The sequence below is a fragment of the Patulibacter sp. genome, from assembly GCF_030655195.1.
Classification (GTDB): Bacteria; Actinomycetota; Thermoleophilia; order Solirubrobacterales; family Solirubrobacteraceae; genus Patulibacter.
The window spans coordinates 14,505-41,197 of the sequence record NZ_JAURWA010000049.1 but is presented as its reverse complement, the minus strand read 5'-3'; the positions used below and the strand labels follow the sequence as shown (position 1 = coordinate 41,197).

At 74.3% G+C, this 26,693-nt stretch carries 19 protein-coding genes; 13 read left to right on the top strand and 6 right to left on the bottom strand.

Translation table 11 applies throughout. The features are described from left to right. The coding region (locus Q7T67_RS05640) for a hypothetical protein (RefSeq protein ID WP_304786856.1) at positions 1 to 439 on the top strand (439 nt) is incomplete at its 5' end. Positions 440 to 454: 15 nt separating this feature from the next. On the opposite strand, the gene Q7T67_RS05635 is transcribed toward Q7T67_RS05640, so the two are convergent. Then, the gene (locus tag Q7T67_RS05635; protein WP_304786854.1) at positions 455 to 1,480 is read right to left on the bottom strand and encodes a hypothetical protein; all 1,026 of its coding nucleotides are present in this window, start codon (positions 1,478 to 1,480) and stop codon (positions 455 to 457) included. A gap of 196 nt (positions 1,481 to 1,676) precedes the next feature. Here Q7T67_RS05635 and Q7T67_RS05630 point away from each other — a divergent pair, with 196 nt between their 5' ends. From Q7T67_RS05630 to Q7T67_RS05610, 5 genes are all read left to right on the top strand, one after another. Beyond that, a complete protein-coding gene (locus Q7T67_RS05630) occupies positions 1,677 to 3,194 on the top strand; it encodes an MFS transporter (protein WP_304786852.1) in 1,518 nt (505 codons plus the stop codon). A gap of 146 nt (positions 3,195 to 3,340) precedes the next feature. Then, positions 3,341 to 3,490 (top strand): hypothetical protein, encoded by a 150-nt coding sequence (locus tag Q7T67_RS05625; RefSeq protein ID WP_304786851.1) that lies wholly within the window; start codon positions 3,341 to 3,343, stop codon positions 3,488 to 3,490. 250 nt (positions 3,491 to 3,740) lie between these two features. Beyond that, positions 3,741 to 7,991 (top strand): hypothetical protein, encoded by a 4,251-nt coding sequence (locus tag Q7T67_RS05620; protein ID WP_304786849.1) that lies wholly within the window; start codon positions 3,741 to 3,743, stop codon positions 7,989 to 7,991. A gap of 204 nt (positions 7,992 to 8,195) precedes the next feature. Further along, positions 8,196 to 10,085, top strand: coding sequence for a hypothetical protein (locus tag Q7T67_RS05615; RefSeq protein ID WP_304786847.1), 1,890 nt, complete (start codon positions 8,196 to 8,198; stop codon positions 10,083 to 10,085). 201 nt (positions 10,086 to 10,286) lie between these two features. Further along, the gene (locus Q7T67_RS05610; RefSeq protein WP_304786845.1) at positions 10,287 to 10,688 is read left to right on the top strand and encodes a cupin; all 402 of its coding nucleotides are present in this window, start codon (positions 10,287 to 10,289) and stop codon (positions 10,686 to 10,688) included. Positions 10,689 to 10,692: 4 nt separating this feature from the next. Here the strand turns inward: Q7T67_RS05610 and Q7T67_RS05605 are convergent, their stop codons facing one another. Further along, a complete protein-coding gene (locus tag Q7T67_RS05605) occupies positions 10,693 to 11,412 on the bottom strand; it encodes a hypothetical protein (RefSeq protein ID WP_304786843.1) in 720 nt (239 codons plus the stop codon). A gap of 244 nt (positions 11,413 to 11,656) precedes the next feature. Between Q7T67_RS05605 and Q7T67_RS05600 the strand changes: the two genes are divergently transcribed. After that, positions 11,657 to 11,806 (top strand): hypothetical protein, encoded by a 150-nt coding sequence (locus tag Q7T67_RS05600; protein ID WP_304786841.1) that lies wholly within the window; start codon positions 11,657 to 11,659, stop codon positions 11,804 to 11,806. 464 nt (positions 11,807 to 12,270) lie between these two features. Continuing rightward, positions 12,271 to 15,963: an amidase family protein gene (locus Q7T67_RS05595; protein WP_304786839.1), complete on the top strand. Its 3,693-nt coding sequence runs from the start codon at positions 12,271 to 12,273 to the stop codon at positions 15,961 to 15,963. 111 nt (positions 15,964 to 16,074) lie between these two features. On the opposite strand, the gene Q7T67_RS05590 is transcribed toward Q7T67_RS05595, so the two are convergent. Beyond that, positions 16,075 to 16,833: a tyrosine-protein phosphatase gene (locus tag Q7T67_RS05590; protein ID WP_304786837.1), complete on the bottom strand. Its 759-nt coding sequence runs from the start codon at positions 16,831 to 16,833 to the stop codon at positions 16,075 to 16,077. 217 nt (positions 16,834 to 17,050) lie between these two features. Here Q7T67_RS05590 and Q7T67_RS05585 point away from each other — a divergent pair, with 217 nt between their 5' ends. From Q7T67_RS05585 to Q7T67_RS05575, 3 genes are all read left to right on the top strand, one after another. Next, entirely contained in the window at positions 17,051 to 17,617 is a 567-nt protein-coding gene (locus Q7T67_RS05585; protein ID WP_304786835.1) for a hypothetical protein, read from the top strand. Positions 17,618 to 18,046: 429 nt separating this feature from the next. Further along, a complete protein-coding gene (locus Q7T67_RS05580; protein ID WP_304786833.1) occupies positions 18,047 to 18,481 on the top strand; it encodes a GatB/YqeY domain-containing protein in 435 nt (144 codons plus the stop codon). Between the two features lie 321 nt (positions 18,482 to 18,802). Beyond that, positions 18,803 to 19,393 (top strand): hypothetical protein, encoded by a 591-nt coding sequence (locus Q7T67_RS05575; protein ID WP_304786831.1) that lies wholly within the window; start codon positions 18,803 to 18,805, stop codon positions 19,391 to 19,393. A gap of 25 nt (positions 19,394 to 19,418) precedes the next feature. On the opposite strand, the gene Q7T67_RS05570 is transcribed toward Q7T67_RS05575, so the two are convergent. The 3 genes from Q7T67_RS05570 to Q7T67_RS05560 form a co-directional block, all read right to left on the bottom strand. Then, positions 19,419 to 20,834, bottom strand: a complete 1,416-nt coding sequence (locus Q7T67_RS05570) for a sugar transferase (RefSeq protein ID WP_304786829.1) — start codon at positions 20,832 to 20,834, stop codon at positions 19,419 to 19,421. A gap of 453 nt (positions 20,835 to 21,287) precedes the next feature. Next, on the bottom strand, positions 21,288 to 22,151 hold the full coding sequence (locus tag Q7T67_RS05565; protein WP_304786827.1) for a hypothetical protein: 864 nt from the start codon (positions 22,149 to 22,151) through the stop codon (positions 21,288 to 21,290). A 74-nt stretch (positions 22,152 to 22,225) separates the two neighbouring features. Then, on the bottom strand, positions 22,226 to 23,842 hold the full coding sequence (locus Q7T67_RS05560; RefSeq protein ID WP_304786825.1) for an O-antigen ligase family protein: 1,617 nt from the start codon (positions 23,840 to 23,842) through the stop codon (positions 22,226 to 22,228). Positions 23,843 to 23,943: 101 nt separating this feature from the next. Here Q7T67_RS05560 and Q7T67_RS05555 point away from each other — a divergent pair, with 101 nt between their 5' ends. Next, positions 23,944 to 24,363, top strand: coding sequence for a hypothetical protein (locus tag Q7T67_RS05555; protein WP_304786823.1), 420 nt, complete (start codon positions 23,944 to 23,946; stop codon positions 24,361 to 24,363). Between the two features lie 763 nt (positions 24,364 to 25,126). Continuing rightward, positions 25,127 to 26,587, top strand: coding sequence for a hypothetical protein (locus Q7T67_RS05550; RefSeq protein WP_304786821.1), 1,461 nt, complete (start codon positions 25,127 to 25,129; stop codon positions 26,585 to 26,587). The last annotated feature ends 106 nt before the right edge of the window (positions 26,588 to 26,693 follow it).

Genomic DNA, 26,693 nt, shown 5'->3' with positions numbered 1-26,693 from the left:
CGCGCCGCCGACGGGGACGGGCGTCCTCCCGGGCGGCGGGCCCGGAGCCCTCCCGGGGTTCGTGCCGTCCCCCGCGGCGACCCCGCCGGCGGTCGCCCTCGGCCGCCTCCGGTCGTCGCGCCTGGCCGCCGTCCTGCGGAGGGGCCTGCGCCTGCCCGTGCAGTGCTCGGCGACCTGTCGCGTCCGCGCATCGGTGCGGGTCGACGGGCGAACGGCCCGCCGGCGCGGACTGGCCCGGAAGGCGACCGCGACCGTCGTCGCCACCGGTACGACGAGCGCCTCGAAGCGGCCGACGACGCTGGTCGCCCGCTACACCGCCCGTGCGCGCAAGGCGCTGCGCAGGGCCCGGTCGGTCCGCTTCACCGTCGTCCTGACGGCTACGGGGAGCGGGACGACGGCAACGCGGAGGGTGACGAACATCGTGACCGTCAGGCGCTGAGCGCCGGGGCGGGAGCTACCGCCGCGGCAGCGCCTCGTAGCTCGAGATCAGCGGGTAGGTGCTGTTGGTCGAGCGGACGACCACCCGGTAGCGGCGCTTGGACCGGGCGCCCCCGGTGGCGTTCGGGAAGCGGAAGACGTTCGTGCCCTTGAACGCGCAGCGCGGGGTCCAGCGGACGATCCTCGAGCCTCCGCTCGTCCGCATCCGCACCTCGACGGTGACCGGGACCGCGCGACGCATCGAGACGTAGACCGTCATGCCGCGGGTGCCCTTCGGCTTGACCAGCACGCTGTAGAGCGGGCTGTTGCCCTTCTTGCCGCTGCCCGCACCGGTGCACTTGGCGAGGTCCAGGCCGGACGACTTGCCCGTGGTCGGATCCGTCGCGGTGCCGTCGTCGGAACCCGACGCGCCGTCGCCCGCCCCGTCGCCCAGGACCGGGCCGCTGATGTCGGCCGTCGACCTGTTCTTGCAGCCGACCACCGTGTCGAGCTTGTCCGCGTTGACCTTGCCGGCGTACCCGGCCTCGCAGACGATCCGCTCCGGGCAGCCGTCCGCCGCCTGGATCGTGCCCTTGCCCTTGCCCAGGTGCAGCGCGAGCGGGATCCAGGCGCAGATGCCGCTGCCGCCGGCGGGCTTCGTGTTGAACTGGATCAGCGAAGACTCGCCCGTCTCGGCGGCGTTGACGGTGATGTCGCGGTAGAGCCGCATGTCGCAGCGCCACGACGCGTAGTCCTGGCCGGTCGACGGGCATCCGGGCGGGGCGGCGACCAGCGGCGCCTTGTGGTCGACGATCCAGATGCACGGGATGCGCGAGCCGGCGAACGTGCCGGTCGCCGTCGGGTCCGGGCCGCAGCGCAGGTGGGGGAGGATGTTGATCGAGTCGCTCGACCCCTGCAGGTCCCACTGCAGCGAGGTCGTGCCGTCGCTGTTGGCGACCGTCGTCAGCGGCGCGGTCGGGGCGGAGGCTGATGCGGTGCCGGTCGCCAGGCCCGCGAGGGCGAGGAGCGCGACCGTCACCAGCGCGAGGGCGCGATGACGCATGAGCGCAACGGTACGCCATGCGCGCGTCCGGAAGCGGCGATGAAGCGGTATCGCGCCGGTATCGAACGGTCCCCGGAATGCTGCGCGGAACCGTCGTTCCTGCGTTCGTCCGGCCTCGTTTCCTGGCCCGAGGCGCGGGGTACTCGTCCCGGCGCCGTCCTCTCGGGCGGGGATCACGGACCGGGAGCACACCCCCATGAGCAGCAGCGTCCAGACGGGCACGATCAAGACCGACGTCGCCGCGCGGCTCGACCGCCTCCCATGGTCACGGTGGCACTGGATGGTCGTCATCGGCCTGGGCACCGTCTGGATCCTCGACGGGCTCGAGGTCACGCTCGTCGGCAACGTGGGCGGCCGCATCGCCGAGAAGGGCAGCGGCCTGGACATCAGCGCCGCGGAGATCACCGGCCTGGCCGCGTCGCTGTACGTCGCCGGCGCCTGTCTGGGCGCGTTGTTCTTCGGACGCCTGACCGACAAGTACGGGCGCAAGAAGCTCTTCATCATCACGCTGCTCGTCTATCTGGCGGGCACCGCATTGACGGCGATCTCGATGAACCCGCTGTGGTTCTTCGCCTGCAGGTTCCTCACCGGTTTCGGCATCGGCGGCGAGTACGCGGCGATCAATTCGGCCATCGACGAGCTGATCCCCTCCCGCGTGCGCGGGCGCGTGGACCTCATCATCAACGGCAGCTTCTGGCTCGGCGCGGTCGGCGGGGCGCTGCTGTCGATCGTGATGCTCAACGAGTCGCTGTTCGCGGGCAACGTCGGCTGGCGGCTGAGCTTCGCGCTCGGCGTGCTGCTGGGCTTCGTCGTCCTGCTCGTCCGCCGGCACGTCCCCGAGAGCCCGCGCTGGCTGTTCATCCACGGGCGCGAGGACGAGGCCAACGCGATCGTCGACGACATCGAGCGTCAGGTCGAGGCGTCGACGGGCACGAAGCTCGAGCCCGTCGACGAGACCATCACGATCCGCCAGCGCACCGACATCGGCTTCGGCGAGATCGCCCGGACGCTGGTCAAGCGGTACCCCAAGCGGACCGTCCTCGGGTTCTCGCTCTTCGTCGGTCAGGCGTTCCTCTACAACGCCATCACCTTCGGCTACGCGACGATCCTGATCCAGTTCTTCGACGTCGACAGCGGCCAGACCGGCTACTACTACGCCGCGATCGCGCTGGGCAACTTCCTCGGACCGCTCCTGATGGGCGGGCTGTTCGACTCCGTCGGCCGCCGCATCATGATCTCCGGCACCTACGTCGTCTCCGGCGTGCTCCTGCTGCTCACGGCGTACCTGTTCCAGCAGGACGCCCTGAGCGCCACGACGATGACGCTCTGCTGGGCCGTCGTCCTGTTCTTCGCCTCGACCGGCGCGAGCTCGGCCTACCTGACGGTGTCGGAGGTCTTCCCGATGGAGACCCGGGCGATGGCGATCGCGTTCTTCTACGCCATCGGTACGGCGGTCGGGGGGATCACCGGACCGCAGGTGTTCTCGCGCCTGGTGGAGAGCGGCGAGACCTCGCAGGTGGCGATCGCCTTCACGAGCGGCGCGGTGCTGATGATCGCCGCCGGCATCGTGGCGATCTTCTTCTCGGTCAACGCCGAGCGCCGGAGCCTGGAGGACATCGCCAAGCCCCTGACCGCGGAGGACGACGCCGGGCCCGCGCCGACCGACACCGGCACGCGCCCGGGAAGCCCGCCGACGGCGCCGGCGGCGGCCTGAGCGCGCGGGGCGCCGGGGCTCGGGGCCGCGGGGGCCTCGACCCGTGTACACGCCGACGGAGCCTGGGGGACCCCCTCGGGGGGGAGGGGATCTCATACATCCGTCGAGGGAGGCATCTGGGGCGGGCCGCCCGACGATCTACCCGCATGAGTCTCGGCTTGACCCTCCTCGCCGGCTGGTGCGCGTTGGACGTCGTGGTCGTCGCGACCTACCTCGGCCTGCACCGCTGGTCGACCGCGCGGCGTAGCGCCGGGCCGTCCGACCGCGCTCTGCTCGCCGCGGGCGCCAGGACCTGATCGCCGGCCGCCGCCTGGACTCGTCCCGGGCGGCGCACCACCGAGGGTGCGGCGGCGTCGGGCAGGCGTTCGACGGCTCGTCGGTGGACGAGTCGTGGACGCCAGGTCGTCGGTTTCGCCCGCTGCGAGCGGGGATCTCGCGGTGGTGACTCCCCACAGTGCGAACAGCGGTACCCCGTCAGTACGTTTACGCGGTCAATCGGGATCCCCCGACGATTGGCAGGTCCGTCATTCGTCACCAGAGGTCTCGATGTCGCAACGCCCACGTCGCCTGCTCGCGCTGGTCGCGGTCCTGCTCGGACTGCTCACCTTCACCGTCGGTTCCGCCCACGCGGCTGACACGGTCCGCCTGTACGGCGCGGTCACGGGCAGCGGATCCGCGTCGGTCACCGGGACGGACGTGGTCGTCCGCACCTCGAGCACGCAGACCACCGTCGCTCAGGCCAAGGTGGCCGCCGACGGCACGTACGAGGTCACCGGCCTCGCGCCGGGCACCTACGACGTCCGGCTGACGCCGCCGGCGGGCTCGGGCTACGGGGCGACGCTCGTGACGAGCGAGAGGATCGAGAGCGATCGCCGTCTCGATCTACAGCTCGTCTCGTCGGACTCGGCGGTGCTCACCGGCACGGTGCGAGATTCGGCGGGCCGGACGTTGCCCGACGCGTACGTCGCGCTCGGCAGCACGACGGTGAGAGCGGACGCGGACGGGCGGTACGCCCTGGCCGTCGCGGCCGGGGCCTACACCCTGTCGGTGGGCGGCAACCCGCGGAGGGCCGATGGGACGTCCGCAGGGAACCTGTCGATGAACGCCTCGGTCGAGCTGCGCGGCGCGCGCGAATTGGACGTGGTGCTCCCGGTCCGGTCGTTGCTCGTGCGCGCGGTCGGGCCCTCCGGATCGCCGGTCCCCCAGGCGTATGTGCAGAACCTGCCGGTCTCGGACAAGCGGTACGGGCCGGGCGACGGTCCTGAGGTGTCGCCGGGAGTGCGGGCCAGCCGGTTGTACGTCGGACCGAACGGTGCTGCAGCGAACGACGAGGGGATCGCGGACCTCATGATCTCGCCCGAGGCGACGGGTCCGATCACGGGGGAGGTCGTCCCACCGCCCACGGAGGACCTCGCGAGGCGCACGTTCTCACTCGACGCGTTCGCGGACCCGGGGACGGTGCACGACGTGCGGCTCGCCCCGGCGTACCGCATCTCCGGGACCGTGCGCGATTCCACCGGGCGGACGCTGTCGGACGTCTACGTCGCGCTCGGGGGCACGACGGTGCAGGCGGACGGCAGCGGCCGCTACTCGCTGGCGGTCGGCGCCGGGGCGTACACGCTGATGGTGAGCGGAAGCCCGCGTCGGGCTGACAACACCTCGGCGGGTCGTCTGACGGTCGACGCGACGGTCGACGTGCGCGGCTCCCGCGACCTCGATGTCGTGATTCCGGTCGGGGGACTGCGCGTTCGTGCCGTCGCGCCGTCAGGGGCCCCCGTCGCCGGGGCCCTGGTGCAGAACCTGCCGTCGTCGGAGAAGCGCTACGGCGACGGACGAGGTCCCGAGATCTCGGCGGGCCTGCGCGCGACCCGCCTGTACGTCGGGCCGAACAGCGCCAGTACCGATGCAGCCGGGATCGCGGACCTGATGATCGCCCCGGACGCGGAGGGCCCCATCACGGGGGAGGTCGCGCCGCCCGCATCGGAGGACCTCGCCAAGCGGTCGTTCTCCCTCACCACCCTCGGCGACGCCACGACGGTGCACGACGTCGAGCTCCAGCCGGCCTACCGCGTCTTCGGAACCGTGCGGGACTCGGCGGGAAGGCCGCTGGCCGGGGCATACGTGATGCTCGGGACCACGACCGTCAATGCGGATGCCGGCGGGCGATACTCGGTCGCCGTCGCGGCGGGCACGGCCACGATGTCCGTGAGCGGGAATTCGCGCCGGGCCGACAACTCCACGGCGGGGGCCTTGGCGCTCGACGCCTCGGTCGACGTTCAGGGGACTCGTGAGCTGAACCTCGTGGTCCCGGTCGGGGCCCTTCGCGTCCGCGTGGTCGGGCCGTCGGGGTCGCCGATCACCGGCGCATCGGTCCAGGGCCTCCCGCCGTCGGACCGGCGGTACGGCCCGGGCGACGGTCCCGAGGTCTCGCCCGGGGTTCGCGCGAGTCGTCTGTACGTCGCACCCAACAGCGCACAGACCGACGCGGCCGGCACCGCGGATCTCATGATCGCGGCCGACGCGCGTGGCCCCGCGGGCGGACGGGTCGTCGCACCTGTGGACACGACGCTTCCGACCACGGAGTTCAGCGTCGCCGACCTGTCCGTCCCGACGACCAAGGTCATCTCGTTCTCGAGGTCCGCCACCGACCCCACGCCCCCGTCCGTCGTCTGCGACACCTCGGGTGCCGGCGTCGCTGACGGGACCTGGTCGTCGCAGGTCCCGAGGATCACCTGCACGTCGACCGACGACGGGACCGGCCTCGCCGATCCCAAGGACCAGACGGTCACGGTGACCCCGCAGGTGCCCGGGTCGGGTGAGTACGAGGGGACGTACCCCGCCGTCGTGAAGGTCTGCGACAAGGCCGACAACTGCACCGAGAAGACGGTGCCGGTGAACGTCGACACGAAGGCGCCGACGATCGAGAGCTCGACGCCCGGCAACGGCGCGACGTACACGCAGGGTCAGGACGTCGAGGTCCACTACAGCTGCAAGGACGGCGGCTCCGGGGTCAAGGTCTGCAAGCCCGCCCAGCCGGGCGCCCCCGGCACCGGCACGGGCAGCACCGGCGGGGGAGAGGCGGGCACCAAGCTGGACACCTCGACGCCCGGCAAGTACGTCGTGTACATCGAGTGCACGGACGCGGCCGGCAACACCCGGACCGAGAAGGTCGAGTACGAGGTCGTGGCGCCCGCCGCCTCCGCCCCGGTCAGCACGACCGCCCCGACCCTCTCGGGAACCCCGCACGTCGGCGTCTCGCTGTCGTCGTCGCTCGGCGGGTGGATGGGCACCGCGCCGATCACGTTCGCGCGGCAGTGGCAGCGGTGCGACGCCGCCGGTGACGGGTGCGCGGACATCGGTGGGGCGACCGGGACGACCTACGTCCCGGTCGCGGCCGACGTCGACCGCCGCCTGCGCGTCGTGGTGACCGCGACGAACGAGAAGGGCACCGCCTCGCGGGCCTCGGACCCTTCGGCCATGGTGGCAGCGATCGGCGGGTTCTCGCCGAACGCGAACGCGCAGATCGACGTCCAGAAGGCCCAGGCGTTTCAGAGCCTGCCGGCCGGGGAGACCCGCGACATCGCCGTGGCCTGCCCGGCGGGCACGCGGGTCGTCGACGGGTCGCCGCTGGTCCAGGCCGTCGATCAGGACCGCGGCACCCGCTCCGACGTGCTGGTCCGCTCGTCGAGGCCCGTCGGCGACGGAGGCTGGACGGCGTCGGTGGAGAACCCGACCACCGGTCAGGCCCAGGTGCAGCTGTTCGCGAGCTGCATCGGCACCCGGACCGGGGCGGGGGGACGCATGGACCTGACCGACGCGCGGGTCGCGACCGTGTCGCTCGCCGCCGGTGGCATCGCGTCCCGCACCCTGCAGTGCGCGCCGGGCTCGGTGGCGATCGCCCCGAGCTTCGACCTCGGGAGCGCCGACGCGCGAGTCGTGTCGTCGGAGCCCGCGGCCAACGGTGGCTCGTGGTCCTTCGCGGTGCGCGCGTCGGACGACGGGTCCGTCGACCTCGGCGTGCGGTGCCTGTCGACCTCGCTGTCGGACGGCTCCCGCCTGGTGGTCGCGTCGCAGAGCTCGACGACGACGATCGGCGCGCGTGACCGAAGGACCGCGTCCCTCGACGTCGGGGACGGCCGTGCCGCGATCGCCGCGGGCTTCACGGTCCCGGCGGACGGCTCGGTGACGATGCTCGGCCGTGAGCCGCAGGGCCGAAACGCGCTGTTCACGTACGAGAACGTCAGCGGGGTCGACGGCCCGGTGTCGCAGACCGCGCTGGTGCTGTCGATCGTGGCGTCCTCGCCCGACCCCACTGTCGCCGATCCGACCCCGGCCCCGGTGGCGGCGGCCGGCGGGGCCTCGAGCGCTGCGGCGCTCGCCGCTCCGACTGCTGCGGCGTCGGAGGACTCCACGGCGCCGGGCGCGGCCGCGGCGGGCTCGACCGCCTCGCCGAACCGCCCTTCGGCGACGTCCGACCGCCCGAGCGCGTCGCGCGCGACGGCGACGGGGCCGATCGCGCTGACCGCGCCCGCCGCGGTCCGGGCGGCGTCGCTGTCCCGGGGCATGAAGATCACGGTGCGACTCGCGGAGGCCGGGACGGTCACGACGGTCGTCACCGATGGCGCACGTCGCGTCTCGACGACGACCACGAGGGCGAGAGCCGGAGCGAGCACCGTCGAGGTCGCGATCCCGAAGAAGGTCCGGGCACGCCTGGGCCGCCCCGGGCACTGCGCGCTCAAGGTGACGGTCACGCTGGGCCGGGCGACGACGATGAAGGTCGTCAGGGTCTCGCGCTGACGGAGCGCGTGCGGCGGGTGCCGAAGCCCCCGTCGCACGCCGCCTTTGCCATCCCCCGGGTGGCGGGCGTCGAGCATCCCCCAGCAGGGTGAGCGTCGGCATCCACAAGATCACCCCGAAGATCACCCCGGTCGAGCTGGAACGGGGTCCCGGACGAGGGCTAAGGTGCCACCACCTCGCACCCCCGGTCCAGAAGGTCCCTCCATGCAGCAGTCCCACGTCCGGCGCGTACGCGCCGCGTCGATCGCCACGGCCGCCGTCACCGCCGGCCTGCTCGCGCCATCGGCCGCGCACGCGGCGGTCGGCTCCACCAGCGTCACCAATCCGGCGCCCGAACGCGTGCTCGACTCGCCCGGGGCGTTCCTCAGCAACATCGCTCCCGGGGAGCTGCGCGTCGACGGTGTCGCCCCCGGCGCGGCGGACGGTGACGAGGTGACCATCGTCTGCACGTACACGCTCACCGGGGTCACGTTCGCCGTCGAGCTCTCCGAGGACCCGCTGACGGTGACCGGCGGGGCGTTCGGCGGAACGGTGGACGTCCCCACGCTGCCCTGCCGGATCCGGGCCGTCCCGGAGGAGCTCCCGAGCTCGCTGCCCGAGGACGAGGACCTGTCTGCCTACGCGGGCCCGCGCGTCCTGGCGGGCGGGTTCTCGTCGAGCACCGACACGTCCCCGGGGTCGCCGTCCTTCGGCGCCGAGACGTTCGCCACCGTCCGCGGCCAGAGCAAGGGCCTGAACTTCGTGGTCGGGCTTCCCTCGGGATCCGGGTTCGGCGGCGGGGGCTTCGGGGTCTCGGGCGGCGTCTACCTGACCGCGCTCCTCGACGACACGTACTACCGCCCGCTCTTCGGGCCCACGGCGTTCCTGACGAACTTCAGGGGGTTCCTGGGCGGCGGCGTGCCCGGTGGGCCGATGGGGCTCGATGACGTCGGGCTGGTCGTCGACGGTCGCGGCGCGGTGCCGGTGGCGAGCATCGGGACCCGGCGGTCGAAGGTCGTCTCGCGGACGTTCGATCCCGTCACGGCCGACCAGACGGTCGTGGAGGACGTGCCGATCGCGCTCTACGTCCTCGACGGCGACGGTCGCGTCACGGGGCTCGAGGACTCGGGGCTGTCGGTCCGGCGCACCACGGCGCAGAACGGCGAGGGTCGAAGGATCTCGGTCGGTGACGTCTTCTCGTCCACCGACGGCGGGGCACACCGGATCGAGGTCCGGTACCTCCAGTCGCTGTACTCCAGCCTCTTCGGCGACGGTGGCGGTGGCGGCGTCAGGGAGCAGGAGCCCGCCAGCTTCCGCTTCCCGTGGTCGACGGGTGACGCGTACGTGTCGCCGGAGGCGGGGGAGGAGTTCGGTCCGGCCCCCGCGGGTCCGACGACGATCCTGGTGCACGGCGCGCGGCTGGACTACTCGAGGACCACCGCCACGCGTGCCGCGCGCCGAGCCGACGAGCCGCTGCTCCCCCGGGCGGAGGGCGCGTTCCAGTTCGATTCGGCGCCGTCGAGCGTGAAGTTCGTCGGCAAGGACGCCTTCGCCGCCACGTTCGTGCGCGACGTCCCGGCGGGCGGCTCGGCCGGCGTCTCCCAGACGCTGCTGCAGGACCTGACGCAGGCGGGCCTCGACGGGCTGATCACGCCGCCGTCCACGACGCCCCCGGCCACCCCGCCCGCGGCACCCCTGCCGATCACGGCCCCGCTGCCGACGAGGCCGCCGGCGCCGCCCGCGTCGCCGTTCAACCCGCTGCCGACGCTCGCGCGGTCCACCGGTCGCGTGCTCCTCACGCCCGCCCAGGGCCGCCGGCTGCGGGACCGCAAGCCGGTGACCGTCACGACGAAGGGGATGCCCGCCGGGCGCTACGGCGTCACGATCCGCCGCCGGGTCCCCGGCGGCCGGACGATCGCCAGCGGCATCCGCACGATCAAGAAGGACGGCACGCTCCAGGTCACGCTGCGGCTGTCGAAGTACGGCAAGCGCTACCTGGCGCAGAAGAAGACGCGGAAGGCGAAGTCCGTGCCGGTCCGCGTCATCGTCACGTGGACCCCGCCGGGCAAGGGCCGCCAGCGCGAGCAGACGTCCTACCCGACGAACTTCCGGTAGGTCGAGGACGCATCCGGGGCCGGCGTCGCGCGGCGACGACTGGCCCCGGCGCGCGGGTCTCCGGTGGTGCGGCGGGGAGGAGTTCCCTCCGGCCGCACGTATTGGGTACGCGAAGGCTGTACACCGGTGGACATCCGTCCGGCCCGGACGCCAACCCGCGACCCCCGGACCGGTGCGGTCGTCAGAGAGGACATGACAGAGATGACGACGATGCCGGACGAGAACCTCGGGATGGCGCCCGACATGCCCAAGCGGATCGAGAAGCCGTGGGGCCACGAGATCTGGTTCGCCCACACCGAGCACTACGCCGGCAAGATCATCCACGTCACGGCCGGCCACAAGCTGTCGCTGCAGTACCACGACAACAAGGACGAGACGTCGCACCTGATCAAGGGCAAGATGCGGCTCTACCAGGGCCCCGACCGCGACAACGTCGGCGAGACGATCATCGAGGTCGGCACCACCTGGCGGAACACGCCGGGCACCGTCCACACCGTCGAGGCGATCGAGGACTCCGCGTTCTTCGAGGTCTCCACCCCCGAGCTCGACGACGTCGTGCGGCTCGAGGACCAGTACGGCCGCGAGGGCACGTCGGCGCCGTAGCGCGTCAGCCCCCGAGCAGCTCGTCCGACGCGGTGCGCGGCATCGCGCCCCGCCGGACGGTGAAGGAGGCGAAGAGCGTCAGGACCGCCTCGCCCACCCACTCCGACGGCACGCTCGGATCGAAGCGCAGCCGAGCGATGTGCCCGTCGAGCAGCGCGTAGATCGCGTTGGCCAGGTCGGCCACGGTGCGCTCGGGGTGCAGCTCGCGGTCGAGCGCGTCGAGATACGCGCGGTACATCGGGGCGTAGCGCTCGATCTGCCGCGACCGCGCCTCGCGCAGCCGCCGCGAGACGTCCCGGTCCTCGTCGCACACGGCCAGGGCGAGGAAGTACATGCGTTCTCGCGGCGAGACGTCCTCCGGCGACGCGCCCGGCACGAACGCGGCGAGGTTGGCCTTCACCGCGTCGAGGACCTCGTCCATCGACCCGCGCGACGGGAGCGACTCCGCGGCGGCGCGGTAGACGTCGGCAGCGTCCGCGCTCGCTCCGATCGCGTCCTGCAGCGCGGCCTCGAGCACCGCGAGGCCGAGGTCGCGCCGGTTGAACGCCAGGCGGCCGGCCGCGTCGTCGTCCGGGGCGGTGCCGAAGTGGTACCTGACCGACGACGCCGACCACGGCGCGTCCGCGGCGAGCGCGTCCGGGGTCACCGAGCGGAAGAGGCCGCTGAGATCCGCGTCGCCGATCCGCCGGAGGGCGGCCTCGACGATCTCCTCGCGGACGGTCACGGGTGGCGCATCGATCGGTGCTCCCCCGTCACGACCCCGCATCCTACGAACGCCGGTGAGCGTCGTCATCGGCCATTTGGCCCATCTCGGCCGGTCCGCGAGCAGGTGTCGTGGGGCGGGGGAGGTGGCGTCCCCGACCCTGAATGCGGGTTCGAAGCGACGGGACGGCGCGCACACATCGGTGAAACGTCCGTTCGAGGTCCGACGGGTGGTCAGCGGTGTTGCCATGCCCGATAGTCGGGACATGCTCCTCGTCGTCGCCGCGATCGTCCTCTGGCTGGGCTTCAACTTCGCCGTGGTCTTCGCCGACCTGGCGCTGGTGATGAAGGAGGACCGCGCCGCGCGCCGGTCACAGGTCGCGCCAGTCGCCGGCCAGCAGCTCCGGCTGCACTGAGCGGGGCCGGTCAGCGGCTGCGGCTGCCGGCGACGGCGTCGCACGACGCCGCGGTCGACCTCGTCGTCGCCGAGGCGCGAGCGGCGCACCGATCGGCGCCGGACACTGCAGGGGGACCATCGCGGACATCGTGATGACCCGGCCGGAACGGCCTCCCGGGACGCGGCCAATGTGCGTTTACGCCGCACGCCCGGATCGGGGCCCGCCCCGATCTGCGACCGACCGTCCCAGTAGCGGCTACGCGCCAGGACTCGGGGCGAGGCGGGGTGGCCAGAGCCTCCATGCCGTCCTCCGCAGGACCGCCGAGCAGGGCAGAGGGGTTGTCCACCAGGACAGGGGAGCGGCGGAGGGGCCGACCTGGCGTCCCCGTCGCCCACCCGCAAGCCGCGTCGTCGACCGTCCCCTCCGCAGGGGCGGACGACCGGCGATCGGGTGCGGGCACCACGCACCCGACGGAGACTCCCTTGTCACCCATCCGCCCACGGGCGCGACGCCGCGTCGCGCTCGCCCTCACCGTGGCCGGCCTCTCGGCCGCCACCGTCGTCCCGGCCGCGAGCGCCGCGCCGACGCTCGACCTCGAGACGCTGACCGGCCCACAGGCCGTGAAGCTCATGCAGGAGGGGTCGCTGACCTCGGTCGAGCTGACCCAGGCCTACATCGACCGGATCCAGGCGCTCAACAAGCGCGGGCCCGGCCTGAACGCCGTGTCGCAGTTCAACACCGACGCGCTGCGCGAGGCCGCCGCGGCCGACGCCCGCCGGAAGGCCGGGCAGTCGCTCGGGCCCGCCGACGGTCTGCCGATCCTCATGAAGGACCTCATCGACGTGAAGGGGATGTACACGTCGAACGGCAACTACAGCCTCCGCAACTCGTACCCGGCGAAGGACGCCGGGCTGGTCAAGCACCTGCGCGAGCGCGGCGTCGTGATCCTCGGCAAGCTCGGGCTCTCCGAGTTCGCCAACTTCTTCGGCAGCCAGCACTCCGGGTTCTCCAACCTCATCGGCCAGGTCCTCAACGGGCTCGACACCGATCAGGACGTCTCCGGCTCGTCCTCCGGCACCGGTGCCGCCGGCGCAGCGGCGCTCTCAGCGCTCACGATCGGCACCGAGACCTCCGGGTCGATCATCTCGCCGTCGCAGGCCAACGGGATCGTGGGCCTGCGCCCGACCGTCGGCCTGGTGCCGGGCGTCGGCATCGGGCCGATCTCCGCGTCGCAGGACACCGCGGGTCCGATGGACCGCACGGTCGCCAACGCCGCGATGACGCTGCAGTCCATCGCGGGCTACGACGAGGAGAACGCGAACTACTACAAGGGCGTCTGGGGCCCGGGCGTCAAGGACGAGGACGTCATCCCGCCCGTCCCGAAGACCCTCCCGGACTACATGTCCGCGCTCAGCCTGGACTTCGTGAAGGGCAAGCGGGTCGGCTGGAACGGCACCCGCACCGACGGCAGCACGCTGGACCAGGCGCTCGACGCGCTCGAGGCCGCCGGCGCGATCCTCGTCGAGCGTCCCGCCGCGGCCGCCTCCGGGCCCATCCCCTCGGGCTTCAGCCTCAACTACGAGGCCAAGCGCGACGTCACGCACTACTACCAGCACCTCGGTGCGGACGCCCCGATCAAGTCGCTCGCGGAGGAGATCGCCAAGAACCAGGAGGAGGCCTCGCAGGCGCTGAAGTTCGGCAACAGCACCCACACCGCGTCCGAGGCGATCGACATCTCGGACGACTCCGCCGCGTCGGTCGCGTACCGCAACGGCCTGGTCGAGGGCAAGCGGATCACGCACAAGCAGATCGAGGACACGCTGAGCGGCGGCAACGCCGACCCGGCCGACGACGTCGTCGCGATGGTCGGCAGCGTCGGCGGCAACGGCGCTCGCGCCGGCTACCCGCAGCTGACGATCCCGATGGGCTACAGCGCGACGCAGCGCCGCGCGGTCAACATCTCCATCCACGGTGGCGCGTACTCCGAGCGCGACCTCATCGGCGTCGCGTACGCGATCGAGCAGGGCACCAAGCTGCGCAAGCCCGCCAGCGAGGTCAACCCCAGCATGTACCGCTGCGCCGACACCGTCCCGGCACCCCCGCACGCCGACCGCGGCGCCTGCAACCCGGACTACGACGAGGCGTCCGCGGCCGCCGGCGACGCCCCCGAGCTCGGCTTCTCGCTGGAGACCGAGACGGCGCAGAGCCTGATGAACCGGATGAGCGCCGGTCGCCTGAGCTCCGAGTCGCTGACCCGCGCCTACCTGAAGCGGATCGCCCGGGTCAACGCCGAGGGCCCGGCGATCCAGGCCGTCCGGTCGCTGAACCCCGACGCCGTCGCGCAGGCCAAGGCCTCCGACGCCGCCCGCGCGAGCGGTCAGCGTCGCCGGCTCGAGGGTCTGCCGATCCTGCTCTCCGACGTCATCGACGCGGAGGGCCTGCCGACCACCGGCGGCTCGATCGCCCTGCAAGGCACGAAGGCCACGAAGGACGCGGCGCTCGTGGCGAAGCTCGAGGCCGCCGGCGCGATCATCCTCGGCAAGACGAACGTCTCCGAGCTGAACGGCGTCTTCGACGCCAACATGCCCGAGGGCTACTCGTCGCTCGGCGGCCAGACCCTGCTGCCGATCGACACCTGGAACCCCTGGACCGGCTCGTCCGCCGGTGCGGCCGCCGCCACGTCGACCGGCCTGGCGGCGATGACCGTCGGCACGGAGACCTCGACCGACACGGCGCAGATGATCGCCCCGGCCGGCAGCGCCGGGGTGGTCGCGCTCAAGCCGACCGTCGGACGGGTCAGCCGGACCGGCATCCTCCCGACCGCGACGTCGCAGGACTCGCCCGGCCCGATCACCCAGTCGGTGTACGACGCGGCGATGCAGCTGCAGGCGATCGCGGGCACCGACGCCACGGACGCCGCCACGACCGGCGCCCCGACGGTGCCCAACTACCTGGCGGGCCTGTCGACGACGGCGCTCTCCGGCAAGCGGGTCGCCTACGTCAACAGCACGACCGCGCCGTTCCCGAGCGTCCTCACCACGCTGGGCACCCTCGGAGCCACGACCGTCGCCAAGACGTACACGGCTCCGACGGCGCCGAGCATCGCCCGGTCGGAGCTCAAGCGCGACCTCAACGCCTACCTCGCCGGCACGGGCGGGACGGGCGCGAAGTCGCTCGCCGAGATCATCGCCTACAACGCCGGGCACGCGGACGAGGGTCTGAAGTACCAGCAGGGTGAGCTGAACGACGCCCAGGCGGTCGACCTGACCGACCCGGCGACGCAGGCCACGTACGACACCAACCGCACGACCGGCAAGGCCGCCGCCGCCGCGACGATCGACGGGATCCTGAACAACGGGACACCGGCCGACGCCACGGACGACTTCGAGATCATCGCGGTGCCCTCGGGCAACGGGCTGGTCAACGTCGCCGATCGTGCGGGCTACCCGGTCCTGACCGTCCCCGCCGGCTACGGCACGGGGGCGACGGGCGGCAACCCGCAGAGCGTGGTGTTCATCGCCGCCGCGTTCCGCGAGACGACGCTCCTGAACGACGGTTACGCGTTCGAGCAGGCGACGAAGGTCCGCCAGGCCCCGAGCGTCACGAACCCGAGCATGTTCCGTTGCGTCACCGGCAGCACGTTCACGACGAACGAGAAGTGCAACCCGGGCGACCGGAACTTCGCGTTCACGTTCGCGCCGCTCGATCCGGCGCCGACGACGCCCGGGACCCCGGACGCCCCCGGGACCCCGGCCACCCCGGCGACGCCCGCGACCCCGGCGACGCCGGGCGCACCGGGGACGCCCGCAGCACCCGCGACGCCCGCCACCCCGGCGACCCCGGCCAAGGCGACCGTCGTGAAGCTGACGAAGCGCACGGTGAGGCTCGACCGGAAGGGCCGCTTCGGGATCCCGGTCTCCTGCGCCAAGGGCACGGCGAGCTGCCGGGTCCGGGTGCTGGTCAAGCGCGGTGCCGCGATCGTCGGCACCAGGACGATAACGCTGAAGGGCGGCCGCACCTTCGTCGTCCTGATGCGCCCGACCGAGGCGATGCGCCGCAGCCTCAAGCGGGGCCGCACCGTCACGGTGAAGGTCTCGTTCACGGGCACCGGCGGGATCACCGTCCCGAGGACGACGACCGTGAAGGTCTCGCCGGCGAAGGTCGCACGGCGGTAGGAGGACGCCCCGACGGGGTGGGCGGCCGTGGGCCGTCCGCCCGGGGCGGGGGGGTGCCTCGTGGCACCTCCCACCCGGCCCGGGGCGGACGGCCAGGGGCGGGGCGGCGCCTCAGCGCCAGAAGCGCTTGCGCTTCGCCTTCGGCGGCGTGAACGCCGGGCGCGGCGGCACCGGGACGCCGTCGAGCAGGGCGCGGGGGACGTCGGTGGCCATCCAGGCGCGCAGGTCGGCGTAGCCCGCCTCGTCCATCGGGCCGCCCATGCCGGGGGCGCGGTGGCGGTCGTCGTGCGAGTCCGACGCGACCACGTGCACGAGGCCCTCGTCGACGTAGCGCCGCGCCGCGGCCTGCACGGTGCGGCCGAAGAAGCCGGTGAGCGCCCCGGCGGTCACCTGGGCCAGGCAGCCGCCGGCCACCAGGCGCGCCAGCAGGTCGGGGTCGGTGTGGAACGACGCGCAGCGCTCCGGGTGTGCGAGCAGCACGCGGACGCCGCGGCTCTGGACGATCCCGACGAGGCCGTCGATCCCCGGCGCATCGACCGAGATCGGCGCCTCGAGGAGCAACCACGGCCCGTCGCCGAGCCTGAGGGCCGCGAGCTGCTCGGCGGTCATGTCGACCGCGCGGGTCAGTGCGACCTCGGCGCCGGCGAGGACCTCGAGGGGGATCCCCTCGGACTGCAGCGCCGCGTTGACCGCGATCACCCCGGCCGCGACGTCCTCCGGACCGTTCGGGTAGTCCCAGCCGACGTGCGGGGTGGCGACCACCGTCGTGGTGCCGCGGGCGACGTGCTCGCGGGCCATCGCCAGGGACCCGGCCATGTCGTCCGGGCCGTCGTCGATGCCGGGGAGGATGTGGCAGTGCAGGTCGATCACGGGGTGCGACGCATGATGGCGGACCGGGGGCGGGGCCGCGAAGGGGCGGGGCGTGCGGGGCCGCTGGTCGTGGCGGCGGTGGTGGGACGGGCCGTGCGCGGCGCTGGCCGGGGCGGCAGCGGTGGGGCGGGTGCGGGCCGGCCGCGCGCAGATGCCGGCCGCGCGGGACCGTCCCGCGGTGATGCTGGGCGGCGGCCCGCCGCTAGTGTCGTGCTCGATGACCGGTGACCGGCGCAGCACGCTCGAGCTCCTCCGGGCGGACTTCGCGGCCTCGCCCTCGTGGTGGTCGCGGATCACGCTCACGATCTTCCGCTTCGGGGGCTGGGCGCACGCCCGTCGCCGTCGCCGGTTCCCGGCGTACCTCCTGTACCGCGTGCTGGACGCCGTCTGGACCCGCGCGGTGATCGGCTCCGTCATCCCGCCCGACGTCCAGGCCGGCCCGGGCCTCGGCCTGCACCACGGCGGTCCGGGCATCTTCCTCGCCACCGGCACCCGGTTCGGCAGCCAGGTCACGATCCTCCACGGGGTCACGTTCGGCATGGACGGCGTGGACCACGCGGCCCGCGCCGTCGTCGGGGACCGCGTCTTCGTCTCGACCGGGGTCGTGGTCGTCGGGGGCGTCCGGATCGGTGACGACGCGACCCTCGCGGCGGGCACGGTCGTCACCCGCGACGTCCGCGCCGGCGTGACGGTGGGCGGCATCCCGGCGGAGGAGATCGGCGAGGGCCCGCGCTACGCGCACCGCGGGGGAGACCCGGCGGGGGGCGTGGCTGCCGACGGCTGACCCGGAGCCGGACGGCGAGGGTCTACCCGGGACGAGGCTGGGGCGCGACGGCGGGCCGACCTGAAGCAGGGCTGGGGGCGCGACGTTCGCAGCGCCGCCGTGGGACGCCGTCCCCAGGCCGCGTACCGAGAATGTCGGTCTGGACGCCCTGTTCTCGGTACCTGGCGTCTGCCGCTGCCGCCGGAGGCCGTCCGCCCGGGTCAGGTACCGAGAACGTTGGTCTGTACGCCCCGTTCTCGGTACCCGCCGATCGCGGCTGCGCGGCCGGAGCGGCACGGCCGCCGCGATCCCACGGCGCGCGCTCCCGGAGCACGTCGCTGGAACACGGCGGTTCCGGGACGCGCCCCACGGTCGGGACTCCAACCCCGCAGCGGTCCGGACGCGGGCCCGGCCACGGGTCGCCGACGCGCGCGGACTACCGTTCAGGGCATGAGCATCCTCGAGCGGATCCAGGCCGACGTCACCGCCGCGCGAAAGGCCGGCGACAAGCAGCGCGTCGGGGCGCTCCAGCTCGTCCTGTCCGAGCTGCAGAAGGACGCGAAGGAGGGCAAGGGGGACGAGGTCGCCGTGCTGCGTCGCGAGCGCAAGCGGCGTGAGGAGTCCGCCGACACGTACGAGCAGAACGACCGTCCCGAGCTGGCCGTGCCGGAGCGCTACGAGGCCGGGCTGATCGCCGCGTACCTGCCGCAGGAGCTCGGCGACGACGAGCTGCGCGTCCTGGTCGGCGACGCGATCGCCGAGACCGGCGCGACGAGCCAGAAGGACATGGGTCGTGTGATGCAGGCCGTGATCGCGGCCGCCGGGGGCCGTGCGGACGGCAAGCGGGTGTCCGGCCTCGTGAAGGAGGCGCTCGCGGCGCTCTGAGCCCAGGGCGGCCCGCACCTCGCGGCCGGCCGCGGCCCGCCGCCGCGAGACCGCCGCCCGCGCGCCCACGTGCGGACCCGGTGCCGGTCTCGTGCCGGACTCGTGTCGGCTGTCCGTCCAAGCGTGCGTCCGGGCACAGCGCTCAGCCGTTGGTCCGTTTCCATGGCGAGACGTTGCGGGCCCGGCCGGGGAGGGACGACAGGAGGAGGGACCTCCCCGGTCCCTCACACCATCGTGTCCTTCGCCTCGTCCCTCACCTCCCATCTGCGGCGTGTTCCCGGCCCGCAGGAACCGACGCCCGGCCACGGGCGGCACGCGATCGTGTCGCACGTCGACCGCTGGTTCGTCGCCACCGCGGCCGGCGGCACGGCCCGTACGGCGCTGCTCGTGGTCGACGTCGACATCGACGACGCGCTGCCCGTCGTCACCCGGACGCCCGTCCTCTCGGTCGTCGGCTCCGACGGCCCCGGCGCCTGGCGTCCCGTGGCCACGGCCGTCCTGGACCTCGAGTCCGATTCGTCGGGTGCCACCAGCACGGCCGACGACGAGGATCCCGACGCCCAGCGCCGCGCCCGGCTGGGTCGCAGCGTCGCGCACGCGATCGGCACCCACGTGCGCGCCGGCGACGCGGTCGCCCGCCTCGACGCGGGCCGGTTCGCGGTCCTGCGCGGCACCCTCGACGACGGCGCCACCGCCCGCTCCGAGGCGGTCGGGCTGGCCCGGGGCATCGAGGACGCACTCGTCGGACGGCCCGAGGGCTTCGGCGTCCGCGTGACGACGGGCGCGGTGACCCTCAGGGCCGACGTGCCCCGCGAAGGACGCTCGGCCCTCGGCGCGGTCACCACCGCGATGCTCGAGGGCAAGCTGATGACCGACGACCGCGTGGTCGTGGCCGTCGCCCCCGGCGGCTAGGCCGGGGCTCCGCGAGACCGCGGGGTCAGCGCGCCCCGCGGCCCTGCAGGACGGCCGGCATCGTCTGCAGGAGCAGCTTGATGTCGCCCCAGAGCGACCAGTTGGTGACGTAGACGTAGTCGAGCTTCACCATCTCCTCGAAGGGCACGCACTTGCGACCCTGCACCTGCCACAGGCCGGTGAGCCCCGGGGTCAGGTCCAGACGGCCCCGGGCCCACCCGCCGACCCTGGCGTCGTCGCGGAGCGAGAGGGGCCGCGGGCCGACGAGGCTCATGTGGCCCCGCAGGACGTTCCAGAGCTGGGGCAGCTCGTCCAGGCTGGTGGCCCGCAGGGTGCGGCCGATCTTCGTGACGCGCGGATCGTTCTCGAGCTGCAGCCAGTGGGGGTCCGTGCTCCGTGCCATCAGCTCCTCGACCAGGGCGTCGGCATCCGGCGTCATCGTCCGGAACTTGAGCAGCCCGAAGCGGCGCCCGCCGTGACCGATCCGCTCCTGACGGAAGAGGATCGGCCCCGGCGAGTCCAGCCGGACGGCGAGCGCGACCGCGAACATCACGGGCGCCAGGACGACCAGGCCGGCCCCCGCGCCGACGATGTCCATCGCGCGCTTCAGGGTCTGCGCGGTCCGCGAGAGCACCGGGGGCTGCAGCGACACGACCGTCGCGCCCTGGACGCTGTCGAACGACGCTGCGACCCCGATGACCTCGAAGTGCTCCGGGAGGACGGTCAGGCTGACGTTCGCGCCCCGGCTCCAGTGCATGAAGTCCCCGACGGCGGCGTCCCCGAGGTCCCTGGTCGCGAGCAGGACGCGGTCGACGAGCTCGTCGACGACCAGACGCTCCAGCTCCGGCAGGGTGTCGTCCCCGCTGTGCTCCCGGAGCCACTGGGCGGGGAGCGCCACCTGTCCGACGAGGCGGACGTCACGGCGTTGCGCGAGGGCCCGTTCCACCGCCGGGCTCGTCGAGCCGGAGCCGACCAGCAGCACGCGTTCGGGTCCGACGATGTCGGTCAGGGCGTGCCGGACCAGGACCCTGCCGAGCGGGAGGGCGATGATGACTGCGGCAGGGAGGGCGATGGCGCCGGGCAACGTCGTGTGGGACCCCCAGGTGCTCAGCCAGATGAACGTGAGCACCGAGGCCACGAGGGTCGCGTGGAAGACGCGGGGCAGCTCGTCGAGCATGGACGTCGTCACCAGGCGCGGGAACCGGGGGTACAGCCCGTAGAGGTGCAGGACGGCGACCCAGCCGATCAGCACGGCCGCCAGCGCCCCCGCCGGCGCGGTGGGCGGATCGGGGGCCCAGGGCCCGGCGAACAGGACCATCAGCGCCGAGGCGATGGACGCCAGGTCGCCGAGGACCAGGCACGCCTGCCGGGTGCGGCCGCGCAGGTAGCGCCGTCGACGGGCACGCTCGCCCGCGACGATCGGTGGAGTCGCGACGTCCACCGCGCGCAGCTGCGGCGGCAGGACGACGGGAGGGATGTCAGGAGGGAGTGAGTGACCGCTTGCAGCGCGCAAAATGTGGTGTCGGGGGACACTTGGGGCCTGCTGGATACACCGCACTCTAGGCGCTCGGACCCGGCAAGTCGAGGGTTCACGCGACGATCGGTGGGGCTTCTTCGTCCACGGACGGATCCACCGGTCGGGGGAGGCGTGGACACCCGTCCAGTGCGTCGAATCCAGCCGTCCGGGGGAGGCCCATGTCGGCATCGCGCGGAGGTCGGGATGGGGGGGGCGGAGGGAGCCGGCGCGGTGGCGGAGGGGTCGCCCCGGTTGCCTCTGCTCAGGGCACCCGCCGGCGTGGCCTCTGCCTACCGGGGCGGGCGCTCGACGGGTGGGCCGCGGTCGAGCGCGGCCGCGCGCCTCGACCCCGCGGGTGCGGGGGAGGCGCGATGGGCGCTACGAGGTGCGGCGCCGGCGGCGCCGGAGCCCGGGACCCGCGACGGCGAAGAGCACGCCGCCGATGACGGCGAGGAGCGCGGCCGGGCCGACGATGCCGGTCCCGTCATCCGTCCCGCCCACGGCGGCCGACGTCTCGGCGTCGATGCGTCCGTCGTCGGCCGCCGGTGCGGCCGTGGTGCGGGCGCTCGAGCCCGTGAGCAGTGCCACCAGCCGGCGCTTGCCCGCGTCGGTGTCGATGTCGTCGACCACGTCGACACCGGGCACGTCGCGGAAGTCGGCCACGTGCGACGTCTTGTCGTCGGACCGCTCGACGTACACGGTGGGGACCGACGTCGCGAAGCCCTGGGCGACCCCGTGGCTGAAGCGGTCCTGCCGCTTTGAGACGTCCTCGGTCCGGGTCACGACGCTGGCGACGACCGGTCGGTAGGGGCCGTCCGTCGGGAACAGCGCCCGGAAGATCCCGGGCGCGGCGGGCGCGCTTCCCGTCAGGGCCTCGCCCACGCCGCGGCCGACCGCGTCGGGGCCGGCCTTCGAGAGCGTGGGCGCGATCGGGCCGTCGAGGAACCGGAGGATCCGGCCGTCCGTCGTGCGGAGCGCCCGGAACGGCAGGGCGGCGCGGTCGAGCGCCGTCCGCACGTCCTGTCGGACCCGCTCATCGAGCGTCCCGAACGTCGTGAAGTCGACGCGGGTGATGGCGTTGGAGGCGGTGCCGGTCGCGCCGGCGGTCCCGTACTGGTCCGCCGTCGACTGGGCCTGCGCGGCCGAGACGGCGGGACCTGACGCGACGAGGGCTGCGGTGGCGACCAGTGCGGTCGCCACCCGGCGCCCGGGCGTGCGGAACCGGGAGGTGCTCGGGGTCATGTGCGGCTTCGTTCTCGGTTCAGGGGCGACTGGACGGCGTGACGTGCCGGAACTGTACACCGTAGGTCAACCGATCAGGCCGAATGTTCGACCGATCGGGGGACCGGTGTCTCCGCCGTACGCCGTTCCGATCGGAGGAACGTCGCCGCCAGCAGCATCGCCGCGGCCGTCAGGGTCCCCATCTGCCAGGTCCAGTCGATGCAGCACGACGCGGCGAACGCGGCCAGCGCGCCGGCCGCCCCGGCCGCTCTCGCGCGCGGGACCGCACCGGGTCGACGACGGACCACGACGACGCCTCGCACGACCGTTCCGAAGAACGCGAGGAGGAGCGCGAGGCCGACGAGGCCGGTCTCCCCGGCGGTCTCGAGCGGCAGCGAGTGCGCGTTGCGGATCGTCTCCGGCCCCCGCCGCTCGCGCAGCCACAGCTGCGGGTAGGTGCCGGTCCCCGCCCCGAGGATCGGTGCGCTCTGGAACTCGTCGATCGCGACGCGGTAGGCGTCCGCACGGCTGCCGCGCACCGTGCCCAGCCGCTCGACCCCGAGGGCGGTGTTCGGGCGGGCGGCCGTGAACTCGGAGCTGCGGGCGTCGACGAACGAGCGGACGCCGACGGTGCCCTCCGCGATGCGGTCGTCGTAGCGCGCCGCGGCGAGGGCCAGGACCGCGACGGCCACGACGATCACCCCGGCGACGGCGGCCGAGCCGGGGCCGGCGCCGGCGAGCCGCCGGCGCCGGCGCGTGTCCTCCACCGTCCGTGCGGCGCGGAGGCCCACGACCGCCAGGGCGGCCGCGACGACCCCCAGCGCGACCGCGGCCCCGAAGAGCCGGGGCCCGACGGTCCGGAGGTCGAGGGCCCGGCCGAGGGGCTCGACGGCCGCGGGCTCCGCGATGCAGAGCGCGACGGCGACCGCGGTCGGCAGGGTCGTCGCGGCGACGACCGCGACGCTGCGGAGCGGTCGGGCGGAGCACAGGACGAAGACGGCGAGTCCGACCGCGAGCGCCAGGACGCTCCCGCGGGAGAGGGAGAGCGCGAGCGCGGTCGCGACCAGCGGGACCGTCCCGGCGGCCGTGGCGCGGAGCGCGACGTGCGCCCGGCGATCGGCCGCGATGCCGAGCGCGAGCGGGACGGCCATGGCCGCCGCGAGGCCCTGGGCGTTCCAGTAGGTCAGCGGCCAGCTCAGGCGCCCGTCCGCCAGCACGGAGTCGCGGAGCGGGGCGAGCTCGAGCGCCGGGAGCAGCCTCGAGGCGGCGCCGGCGACGGAGATCCCGGCCAGCGCGACCCACACCGTCAGCACGAGTCCGGTGGCACCACGTCCGCGGCCGGCTGTGAGGACGCCGAGGATGAGCACGGCGGCGTAGGCGAGGTTGCGCTGGAACCCGGCGGCGGCGACGTCGGGTGCGGGCGACCACCCCCCGGACAGGCCGATCCATCCGGCGTACGCCAGCAGCCCGCCGACGGCGACGGCGCAGCGGGCCGAGGCGGTGCCGCGCGTCGCCTCCGTGACCAGGAGCAGGACCGCCCCGGCGACGAGCGCCGCCACGCCGATGCTCAGATACTCGACGGGGAAGTACCCGCCGCCGGAGCGGGCCGAGAGGACGACGAGGCCGAGCGCCGTCCCGCAGCCGACGACCGCGGCCGCGCGAGCTGCGGGCGTCGCCCGCGCTCGACGGGATCCGGCTTGAGGGGCGGGCACGGCGGCATCGTGACAGGCACCGGGCCGCTCCGGGGGTGGATCGACGCCGAGCTGCGTACGTAATCCGCAGAGGGCGGCGCCGGGGGCTGTACGGTGCCGCCATGCTCGCGTCTCGCCGACCTCCGGTGCGCCTGCCGATCCGTGTCGTCCTCGCCGTCGGGCTGCTCGTCGCGGCCGTCGGACTGCTCCTCGCGCTCCGGGACGAGCGGCGGTTGGCGTCGGCGGATCGCGTCCTGCCGACGGATCCGGTCGCGGCCGAGCGCCGGGCCGTCGCTTCCGTCGGGCCCGCGACACGGAGCCGGGCGACCGCGACCGTGGTGGCCGCGATGGTGCGTTCGGGGCGGTTCGCCGCCGCCGAGGACCTCGCCGCACGCGAGTTCGCCGCCCATCCGGAGGACGCGCTCGCGGGCCGCCGGCTGTACCAGGTGCAGCGGCTGCGGTTCCGCGACGCTCCCGCGCAGGAGACGCTCCGGCGCCTCCGGGCGCTCGACCCGCGGTTCGTCGCCGGGACCGGCCTGTGAGCCGGGTGGCGTGCTGTAATCCGGCCATGTCGGCCGACGGCGGAGCAGACCGCGACCTCTCGGCGGGCTCGGACGGCACGGATGCGCCCGGCAGCCGGTGGCTGCCGCGGTCACCGGCGCCACAGGTCGTGGGCGGCGCGTCGGCGCCACCGGATCGGGCTCCGGGCCCGGTCCCCGCCGACGCGGCGAGCCGGTGGCTCCCACCGTCGAGGCGGTCCGCGACGCCCGGGCCCGGGGGACCTCCGCCGGCACCGTCGGAGGTCCCGGGTCCGGCGGTGCCGGCAGATCGACCGCCCGAGGACGTGGCCGCGCCCACCGTCGACCGGACTTCCCCGGCCACCGGGGCCTCCGCGCCCCCGGACGGGTCCGCCTCCGTGTCCCGGGACGGGTCCGCCTCCGCGCCCCCGGACGAGTCCGCCTCCGCGGCCTGGCTTCCCGCTCCGCCGACCACGCCGCCGGCGGTCGCGGTGGAGCGTCCCGGCCCGCCCGCCGCCCGGCCCGCTGCGCGTCCGTCGGAGCACCCCGCACCTCTGGCCGCGGACTCCGCCGACATGGTCACGCGGGCCGCCGACGCCGCGACCCGCGCCGCCGACGCCGCCACGAGGACGTGGCCGGTGGCCGCTCCGGCAGACGCGCCGCCGGCGCCCGGGGCCCGGGCGTCCGAGGCCACGGAGCCTCTGGCTCCGGCTCCGGACCGCGAGCCTCCCGGCTCGAACCCGTGGGTGGCCGAGGGACTCGACGCCCGACGGCCCGGTGCGGATCGATGACGACGCGCGGCCTGGTCGCCCAGCTCCCCAGGGTCGCCCTGGTCGTCGCCTGCCTGGTGCTCGGCGCGGTCCTCGGAACGGTGCTGGCGACGGACCGCCGGACGGTGTGGGACGGCGAGGCGCTCCTGCGCGCGGACCCGACGCCCGCCACCGGGTCCGGGGCCGCGACCCGGGGCGACGCGGCGACCTTCGCGGCCGCGGCGGCGGCCGCGATCACGGCACCGGCGGTCGTCGAGGTGGCCTCCTCGACCCCGTTGCCCGCACCCGTCACCGACGTCCGGGCGACGGTCCGGCCCGGCACGGCGATCGTCGAGGTCCGGGTGACCTCCGACGACCGGAGCGCCGCCGCGACCGGGGCGCGCACCTACGCGCTGGCGCTACGGACCGTGCGCACGGCGTCGGAGCGCGGGCAGTACCGACGGGCGGCGACGACCCTCCGGGAGAGCGCCACCTCCGCCGGTCGGGGCCGGCTCCCCGACGCCGTCGTCGCGCAGCTCGCCGAGCTGGAGACCGCGGCCCGCTCCGTGCTGCCGCTGACCATCGTCCGCGTCGGGACGGTGCGCGAGCGGTCCTCGGGCACGGAGACGCCGGTCGCGGCGGGCGTCGGTGCGGCGGGGGGCCTCCTCGTCGCCCTGCTCCTCCTGGCGGGGGGCTGGGGCTGGCGACGCCGCGGACGGCGGATCGCGACCCTCCCCGCGCTGCGCTCGGGGTCCGGCACCGTGCCCGTGATCGGGGCGGTGCCGCCGCTGCGCACCTACGCGCGGCGGGGCCGGGGGAGGAGCTTCGGCATCACCGCGTCGGAGGTCGAGACGTTCCGGATGGTCCGGCGGGGCCTCCGGGACGCGGCCTCGGACCGTGGGCAGGTCGTCCTGGTGACGAGCGCGCAGGCGGGGGCGGGCAAGAGCACCGTCGCCGTCGGCCTCGCCGCGGCCGCGGCGGAGGCCGGGGAGCGGGCGCTCGTGGTCGAGTGCGACCTGCGGATCCCGTCGATCGCCGGGCGCCTGGGCCTGCGGCCCGGCCCGGGGCTCTCCGACTACCTGGGCGGACGGGCCGAGCCCCGGGCGACGCTGCAGGAGGCGCGCCTCCCCGGCGGCCCGGCCGCCGCCCCGTCCTTCTGGGTCGTGACGGCCGGCTCCGCGGACGTGCCGCCGGACCGGCTCGGGGGGCGCGAGATCGCGGAGATGCTCGGGCACGTCCGTGACGGGTACGACGTCGTGATCCTCGACGCGCCGCCGCTGATCGGTGCCGTCGACGCGGGGCACCTCGTGCCGCAGGCCGACGTCGTCGCGCTCTGCGTCCGCCTCGGGCGCATCACCCGGCCGGCGCTGGCGGCCGCGACCGACCTGGCCGTCCGTGCGACGGACGCCGATCGGGTCCGCATCGTCGCCACCGGGGTCGGCAGCTCGCGCGACCCCGCCGGGGAGACGACGATCTACGGGCCGGCGCGCGACCGCTGACCGCGGCCGCCGGCCGCGACCGCTGACCGCCAGGGCCGCATGCGGTCGGGCGGACGGCACGCGAGGCCGCCCCGCCGCCTCGCCGCCCTTCCGCCTCACCGCCCTT

Coding starts and splice junctions, on each gene's coding strand:
- Q7T67_RS05555 (WP_304786823.1), top strand. CDS start 23,944: ATGCTCGCGTCTCGCCGACCTCCGGTGCGCCTGCCGATCCGTGTCGTC.
- Q7T67_RS05635 (WP_304786854.1), bottom strand. CDS start 1,480: ATGCGTCATCGCGCCCTCGCGCTGGTGACGGTCGCGCTCCTCGCCCTC.
- Q7T67_RS05615 (WP_304786847.1), top strand. CDS start 8,196: ATGCAGCAGTCCCACGTCCGGCGCGTACGCGCCGCGTCGATCGCCACG.
- Q7T67_RS05550 (WP_304786821.1), top strand. CDS start 25,127: ATGACGACGCGCGGCCTGGTCGCCCAGCTCCCCAGGGTCGCCCTGGTC.
- Q7T67_RS05625 (WP_304786851.1), top strand. CDS start 3,341: ATGAGTCTCGGCTTGACCCTCCTCGCCGGCTGGTGCGCGTTGGACGTC.
- Q7T67_RS05610 (WP_304786845.1), top strand. CDS start 10,287: ATGACGACGATGCCGGACGAGAACCTCGGGATGGCGCCCGACATGCCC.
- Q7T67_RS05600 (WP_304786841.1), top strand. CDS start 11,657: ATGCTCCTCGTCGTCGCCGCGATCGTCCTCTGGCTGGGCTTCAACTTC.
- Q7T67_RS05565 (WP_304786827.1), bottom strand. CDS start 22,151: ATGACCCCGAGCACCTCCCGGTTCCGCACGCCCGGGCGCCGGGTGGCG.
- Q7T67_RS05580 (WP_304786833.1), top strand. CDS start 18,047: ATGAGCATCCTCGAGCGGATCCAGGCCGACGTCACCGCCGCGCGAAAG.
- Q7T67_RS05630 (WP_304786852.1), top strand. CDS start 1,677: ATGAGCAGCAGCGTCCAGACGGGCACGATCAAGACCGACGTCGCCGCG.
- Q7T67_RS05620 (WP_304786849.1), top strand. CDS start 3,741: ATGTCGCAACGCCCACGTCGCCTGCTCGCGCTGGTCGCGGTCCTGCTC.
- Q7T67_RS05585 (WP_304786835.1), top strand. CDS start 17,051: ATGACCGGTGACCGGCGCAGCACGCTCGAGCTCCTCCGGGCGGACTTC.